Origin of the sequence: Halobacillus sp. (genome assembly GCF_049282395.1) — a bacterium.
Lineage (GTDB): Bacteria > Bacillota > Bacilli > Bacillales > Halobacillaceae > Halobacillus.
Genome location: NZ_JBAPTY010000459.1, coordinates 1 through 3,452, shown reverse-complemented (window position 1 = coordinate 3,452; position 3,452 = coordinate 1). Strand labels below are relative to the sequence as shown.

The 3,452-nt window shown below is 45.8% G+C and carries 5 protein-coding genes and 1 pseudogene; 1 reads left to right on the top strand and 5 read right to left on the bottom strand.

The window, feature by feature from the left end:
- The 3 genes from WAM07_RS18800 to WAM07_RS18790 form a co-directional block, all read right to left on the bottom strand.
- Positions 1-366, bottom strand: a 366-nt coding sequence (locus WAM07_RS18800; protein ID WP_422168913.1) for a TRAP transporter small permease, incomplete at its 3' end; no start/stop codon positions are given.
- Positions 367-423: 57 nt separating this feature from the next.
- Complete coding sequence (locus tag WAM07_RS18795; protein ID WP_422168912.1) at positions 424-1,446, bottom strand: DctP family TRAP transporter solute-binding subunit; 1,023 nt, start codon at positions 1,444-1,446, stop codon at positions 424-426.
- Positions 1,447-1,457: 11 nt separating this feature from the next.
- Positions 1,458-2,111, bottom strand: a complete 654-nt coding sequence (locus tag WAM07_RS18790) for a GntR family transcriptional regulator (RefSeq protein WP_422168911.1) — start codon at positions 2,109-2,111, stop codon at positions 1,458-1,460.
- A 260-nt stretch (positions 2,112-2,371) separates the two neighbouring features.
- Between WAM07_RS18790 and WAM07_RS18785 the strand changes: the two genes are divergently transcribed.
- Positions 2,372-2,638, top strand: coding sequence for a hypothetical protein (locus WAM07_RS18785; protein WP_422168910.1), 267 nt, complete (start codon positions 2,372-2,374; stop codon positions 2,636-2,638).
- A 161-nt stretch (positions 2,639-2,799) separates the two neighbouring features.
- On the opposite strand, the gene WAM07_RS18780 is transcribed toward WAM07_RS18785, so the two are convergent.
- Positions 2,800-3,228 carry an RDD family protein gene (locus tag WAM07_RS18780; RefSeq protein ID WP_422168909.1) on the bottom strand — a complete coding sequence of 143 codons (429 nt, stop codon included), beginning with the start codon at positions 3,226-3,228 and terminating at the stop codon, positions 2,800-2,802.
- A 68-nt stretch (positions 3,229-3,296) separates the two neighbouring features.
- Positions 3,297-3,452 (bottom strand): annotated as a pseudogene (locus WAM07_RS18775) (RDD family protein); the annotation flags it as partial.

The following is a 3,452-nucleotide window of genomic DNA, read 5'->3' as shown; positions in this document are numbered from 1 at the left end:
AATCTGCATCGCCGGTGATTGCTGGCCGTAGCTTAATGTATCGAGTACAAGATTGGTTCCGTACACGGCTAAAAATAGGACCAGCAGGAACCACAGGATCACGCTCGCAGACTCCAGAATTTTTCTTACGACTCCGTGAAACAGGTTCACAAAAGCATCGACGCGGATGTGCTCTCTCATTTTTACGGCGTAGCTTGCGCCGACCCACACCTGGAAGATATGCAGGTAACGGGCGATTTCCTCTGTCCAGCTGGGAGCGGACTGGAAAATGTACCGTCCCACCACCTGACCGAAAATAAGGACGACCATCAGGGCCAGTGTGGCCACCAGTATTCCTTTTTCTATATTTCCAAAAATCTTCGACATGACTGTCCCACCCTGTTATGTAGTAAAGGAAGGCCGCGGCCTTCCTTTAAGTTATCGTTATTCAACGGCTTTCTGCACTTTTTCCAAGAGATCTTTACCAATATCATCTTCGAATTCGTCATAAACCGACTGAACTTCCTCTTTGAAGGATTTGATGAGCTCCTCAGAAGGCTCATTCACTTCCATACCTTCTGCTTTCAACTCTTCTAAAAATTCACTATCCTGTTTTTGAGCCAGTTCCCGCTGTTCAGTACGGTATTCTTCCGAAGCTTCCATGACTAAATCCTGCAGGTCTTTCGGAAGCCCCTTGTAAAAGTCATTGTTCATAAGTAAAGCCGTCGGCGCATACACATGACCGGTCAGCGTCAAGTAGTCCTGCACTTCATAGAACTTATTCGTATAGAACAGGGACACCGGTGCTTCCATTGCGTCATATGTTCCCTGCTGTAGCGCTGTATAGAGCTCGCCGAACGCGAAAGGAGAAGCATTCATTCCAAGTGCGTTAAAGGTTGCCGTATGAACCGCGCTTTCCAACGTACGCATTTTCAGGCCTTGAATATCCTCGAGCGACTCGACCGGTCCCTTGTTATTCGATAGATGACGGAAGCCATTTTCCGCAAAAACAAGTCCCTTGATATTTTGTTCCGATAAATCATCCAGCAATCCCTGCCCGATTTCACCGTCCAGCACTTTGTACGCCTGCTCGTAGCTTTCAAACAGGAACGGCAGGTCAAACACCATGAAATCTTCATTAAAGGAAGAAATGGATGCAACGGCTGGAATCGTCATTTGAATATTTCCCTGCTGGACCGCTTCAATCGCTTCGCGGTCAGAAGGATACAGCTCCCCGTTCGGGTGAAGTTCGACCTTCAGCTGTCCGTCCGACTCTTCCTCAAGCTTCTTCTTAAACGATTCTGCTGCAATGTGAGACGACTGATCCTCCGACACTAAGTGAGCCAGACTGATCGTGTACGTTTCTTTGCTCCCTTCCTCAGAACCGCCGTCTCCTCCAGAGCTTGGACGCCCGCATGCGGCTAATGTGATAAGAGCCGCAAATAATACAAGTAAAACCTTCTTCATATGTACTCCTCCTAAGTCTGATATTGAGTGATGCGTGTAATGACTTTGTTCATATGTAGATCGATCGCTGCCGAGGCCCGCTCGACATCTTTTTCCTCCACCGCTTCCAGGATGGCTTCATGTTCCTCGCAGGCTGCTTCTGCACTTTGAGACAGCGTGTTCGATAAGATGATAAAGGCGCGATAATCCCCTGAATTCATTTGCAGGATTAGATCCCTTAACTTCTTATTCTCATTGTCTTCTGTCAGCAGTAAATGAAAATCCCGATCCAGTTCGACAAACTCTTCATAATCTTCTCCTGTAATCGCTTTCTTCTGATTCCGTACATTCTCCCGCAGTTTTTCAATGGTAGCTTGAGATCGAATAGGGGTAATCGTTCGGAGGTTGTGCGTTTCAAGCAGCGTGCGGACTTCCATCAGGTGCAGGGCTCCCTCCATCGTAAAGGTAGCCACCCTGGCCGGTTTCCCCTTCTGAAGGACAACCAGTCCATCTGAAGCCAGGCGGCGCAGTGCTTCACGCAGCGGCGTTCGACTCACACCGATCTGCTTCGATATTTTCTCTTCGGGCAATTCTTCATTGGCACTGAATTCTCCAGAAACAATCGACTGACGCAGCAAGTCATACGTCTGGTCGGATATGGACATCATCTTATTGACCCTTCTCATGAATCACTCCACCTATGTTTTTCTGTATACAGTATACTGAAAATTGTATAAGAGTTTCATAACTTTGTAAACTGAATTTTAGAAAAATTACAAAAAGTGACACAAAAAAAGAAGCCTCCCCAACGAAATTCCTGCCACTATAAGAAAGTGATGGAATGTCCATGTAGAACCTTCAATTTGTCCAATTTAATGTTATAATTTTCTGACTATTTGGATACACTATTTATACAAGAATCTATTAATAAAAGGAGCTGCTTCCTATGCAGATTGAAGCGAAATGTAAACGGAGTATCTTCAGCCAAAAGCCTATCCGCCTGAACGAAGCGAAGAATGAAGAATCCTTACAGAAACTATTGGACGCGCCTCACCACTGTTACTTTACAGAAGGTAAATATTACACGTTCACGGTCCACCCTCAGGTGTGGGAAAGCACGAATAATTTCTCGGAGAATCAAATGTTCAATGTCGTCAGAGACTTTGACCGGGTTGCCGACCACTTTGAATTACAAACGCTATCTAAATTATAACCGAGCGATGAATCATCGCTCGGTTTTTTGTTTACTAGATTCAGAGTTTCACGAACTGCTTGGTGAACCGAATTCTATCATTAAAAAATGACCCTGTTTTACTCACAGGGTCACCCTTCACAGACTATTTCATGTTATTTCGTATTTGATAACGATCATCCTCAAGCGTCCGGCAAGGTCAAAGCTTCCCCGGGTTCAGCGTTGGTTACATACGTACCGGCAAAGAGATCGTGAATCGCGCGGTGATCCTTGCGAAAAACAACAAAAAAAGCACTGACAATATAGAGAACACCAAACGTCAGTCCATAGATCGCGCCTGACAGGACTACGCGCAAGAGCATCGTCCCAATGCCTACATCTTTTCCATTTGTTTTCACAATACGGATCCCCATGATTTTCTTTCCGACGACGTACCCATACCAGAATACAGGAACGATCAGCATATACAGCCCCTCGATCATATTAGATATCAAGCTGTTCAGTTCCGTCTGAAACAGAGCAGACACGAGAAGCCCAATAGGCAGAAATACAATCAGTATATCCAGCAGGACAGCGCCCAATCTTCTTAAAAACCCGACCGATTGATCCATAACCTTCCCCTTTCTATCATTCCGAATAAAAAATAAAGCTGCCCAGGGATTGGCAGCTTTGTATACGATTAACCTTGCTTGAGATCATCCTTGTACTGTAACCCCACCGCTTCTCCAGGTTCGGCTTCCGTCACATACGTTCCTGCGATGAAATCGTGAATCGCACGGTTGTCCCTGCGCAAACCGACCATAAAGGCACTGACAATATAGCCAATGCCAAGCGT